The organism is Streptomyces swartbergensis (genome assembly GCF_002148965.1).
In the GTDB taxonomy this organism is placed as follows: Bacteria; Actinomycetota; Actinomycetes; order Streptomycetales; family Streptomycetaceae; genus Streptomyces; species Streptomyces swartbergensis.
Genome location: NZ_NGFN01000551.1, coordinates 1 through 3,259 on the forward strand (window position 1 = coordinate 1; position 3,259 = coordinate 3,259).

A 3,259-nucleotide genomic window follows, 5' to 3' on the forward strand; every position below is an offset into this window, starting at 1 on the left:
GGTCAGCCCGGAGCCATGGAACGCCAAACCTGAGGAGACTGCCGCTTGCGGCACCTAGAAACGTGAGGATGCTCCTCACGTCCTGCGGCTTGAGCATCCCCATATCCCAGAAAGGTCACCCTGACGAGCCGAAGTCAGTAACGCCCTAAGATAGGTCGCGGCCGCGGCCCGTCACTCCGCGGGCCGGTCCGGGTCCAGTTCGACCTAGATCTCCCGCTCGTCGGAACGGTAATGGTGACTAGGGATTCCGTACCTGGCAGGTGCGAGTCCCTCTCTTCGCCCATGACCCACACGGCCGTGCCAGTCAGCACCAGAAGCTCGGCGACATGAGCGCGTCTGGGCGTGTGGTTCCACATCGACGGGCACGATCAGAAGCGCCGAAAGTTCAACGGCATGCGTCGGCGGTAGGCGTACGGGCTCGCCCCCTGTGATGTCAGCAGCCTCTGCTCGGACATGGAAGTGGCGGGKAAGACGGCAAGGGACCTCCCCAGGCACCTGCCGCTTCCCCGCCGACTTCGCCCTGATACCCGCAGCAGGCCAGCTCAAGCCATCGGCCGAGATCCGTACGCCAGGTATCGAGCAACGTCACATGATGGTCGTGCCGACCACGCGAGGGGGAAGACAAGTTCGTGCCTTGAATGGCGGCCTCTGCCGCGCCGGAGCGGGTCTGCTTCGGGTAGCTGTTGTGCAGGGGTTCGCCAGAGGAGTAACTCCATGAAGCGTGCCCCCATGGTGGCTATGACGCTGTTCAGCGGCTCCAGCATGTTGGCTTCGAGCGGCCCCGCTTGGTGCAGGTCCCGTGCACTGTCGACGTCCTGAAGTGGCTCCAGGCGACGGCTTGATCTGGCACCAGACCCAAAGCAGGGGCGTCGAGCAACATCCGTGCCACCCGGCGATATCGCGGTCGGTAGCGCCTGCCACGGGCTCCACCGATGATTTCTTGCGAGCTGCGGGGTCAGTACGGCCATGACTGATGTGAACAAGCCGCCGGTCGTCTCCCGCCGGGAGTGGCTGGCCGCTATCGACACCCTGCGCGTCCGGGAGAAGGCGCACACCCGCGAGGGCGACGCGATCGCCGCCGCCCGGCGACGACTGCCCATGACCGAGGTCGACCCGTCCACCCCGCTCGTCGGAGGCAAGGGGCGCGTCCCCCTGATCGATGTCTTCGAGGGCCGCACCCAGCTGTTCAATGTCGTATCACATGTGGCACGACGGCTACACCGCCGCCGACCAGTGTGAGGGCTGCACCTTCTTCACCGGCCAGGTCCGCGAACTGTCCTATCTGCACCAGCGTGACGTCACCTTCGCCGTCTTCTGCCAGGGCCCCTACGAGGAATCCGACCGCTACCGCCGCTTCATGGGCTGGGACATGCCCTGGTACTCCGTACCCGCCGAGTCGCACGAACGGCTCGTCGCCGGCCGCCACTTCGGGATGAAGGCGTGCTACCTCCGCGACGGGGACCGCGTCTACGAGACGTACTGGACCACCGGCGTGAGAGTCGCAGGGCAAGGGCCGTCTCCGGAACGGCCCCTTCGTCATGGCCCGAACTATCCCCGGCCCGGATATGCCCACGCCGCTCTCCGGGCAAGTTGCGAGAGGGCGCTGCGAGAGCGACGCTGGTAGCGGAGATTCGATGTCCCGTGCGGTCACCCGCAGAAGGTTGAATCGTCACCCTTCCTCCTGGCCCGTTCCACCAGCCAAAGGGGCTCGCATCAGCATTCGGTCACGTCTTCCCTGATTTTTCACGCCTGACTCCAAGCCGAATGGGTTCTTCCCGAGTTGAGGTGAGTTTCATGGGCTGGAGTGCGTGGATCCCGATGTCCGCACCGTCCGGAGGAATCGTCGGCCGCCCCTCCTCGGTCGCAAGGAGCGACGGCATCACCAACATCTACGTGCGCGGCACCGACAACGCGCTGTGGCAGCGTGCCTATTTCGGAGTGCAGTGGCATGGCTGGGGGCGGCACGGCGACGGCATGCAGCTGACCTCGTCGCCCGCCGTCGCGTCCATGGGAATCGACCATGAGCACGTGTTCGTCCGTGGAGCCGACGGACATCTGCACCACAAGTTCTGGAAAGCCGCCTCGGGCTGGTCGCCCTACTTCGACCTCGGCGCGCCGCCCGGGGGATTCAAGGGCAGTCCGGCGACGGTTTCGCGGAACTCCCAGGTGGCCAACGTCTACGTGCGCGGAAACGACGACGCGCTGTGGCAGCTCCCCTGGTTCAACAGCACTTGGCACCCGTGGGCCCGGCACAACGACGGTATGGTGCTCGCCTCCGATCCGACCGCCGGATCGATGGGACCCAACCACGAGCACGTCTTCGTCCGAGGCACCGACGGCAACGTGCACCACAAGTTCTGGCAGGCGGGGCCCGGCTGGTCGGGGTATTTCAATCTCGGCGCCCCCTCCGGGGGTTTCCGCGGTGGTCCGAGCACCATTTCGCGCAATCCCCAGGTGGCCAACGTCTATGTGCGCGGAAACGACGACGGCCTGTGGCAGCTCGCCTGGTACGACAACAGCTGGCACCCCTGGGGCCGGCACGCCGACGGCGCGATCACCGCCGAGGTCGCGCTGGCGTCGACGAGCGCGCAGCGTGAACAGGTCTTCGCGCGCGGACTGGACGCGAACGTATGGCAGCGGTGGTGGGTGCCACGGATCCCGACGATCGACGTCAACCTCATCTCGGTCGGGCAAGACAATTTCACCGCGGCGAACATCGAACAGATGCTGAACTCGCTCACCGCCACGCGGCAGATCTGCTGCCAGGTCGACTTCAATGTCGGCACCGTGCGCCGCTACGTCATCTCCGCAGCGGACGCGGGCGCGCTGGAGATCATCGACAGTGCGGCGGAAGCCGAGCAGTTGACGGACGGGTGGACCGTACCGAACGCCGCGCTGGATGTGTTCGTGGTGCGTTCGATGAACGGCGCCGACGGCTGGTCGGCGGTCGGCGGACCGTGCGACAAGAACGCCGGTGGCAGTGTGATGACCGGAACCGTGGTCTCGCTCAACGGCGATCTCGGCAACAGCGGGAACACGTTCGCGCACGAAATCGGCCACTATCTCGGCCTGGACCACATCGCGGACGCGGACAACTTCATCGGGAACAACGGTTCCTCCAACAGCAACACGAGGATCCTCGCCTGGCAGGGCGACCTGGTGAAGAAGCACTGCATGGTCGTCCACATATGAAGTAGGAGCGGACATGTCAAGCGAACTGTCTCCACCGGTGGCTCAGATCCTGCGCGGCGAGCACACC

General features: G+C 65.6%; 1 protein-coding gene and 1 pseudogene. Both read left to right on the forward strand.

Going from position 1 to position 3,259, the window contains the following annotated elements; all coding sequences use genetic code 11:
• Window positions 1-966: 966 nt before the first annotated feature.
• Window positions 967-1,486 (forward strand): annotated as a pseudogene (locus tag CA983_RS41895) (DUF899 family protein); the annotation flags it as partial.
• Between the two features lie 308 nt (window positions 1,487-1,794).
• Window positions 1,795-3,192 carry a DUF8189 domain-containing protein gene (locus tag CA983_RS41900; RefSeq protein WP_158101939.1) on the forward strand — a complete coding sequence of 466 codons (1,398 nt, stop codon included), beginning with the start codon at window positions 1,795-1,797 and terminating at the stop codon, window positions 3,190-3,192.
• Window positions 3,193-3,259: the final 67 nt, after the last annotated feature.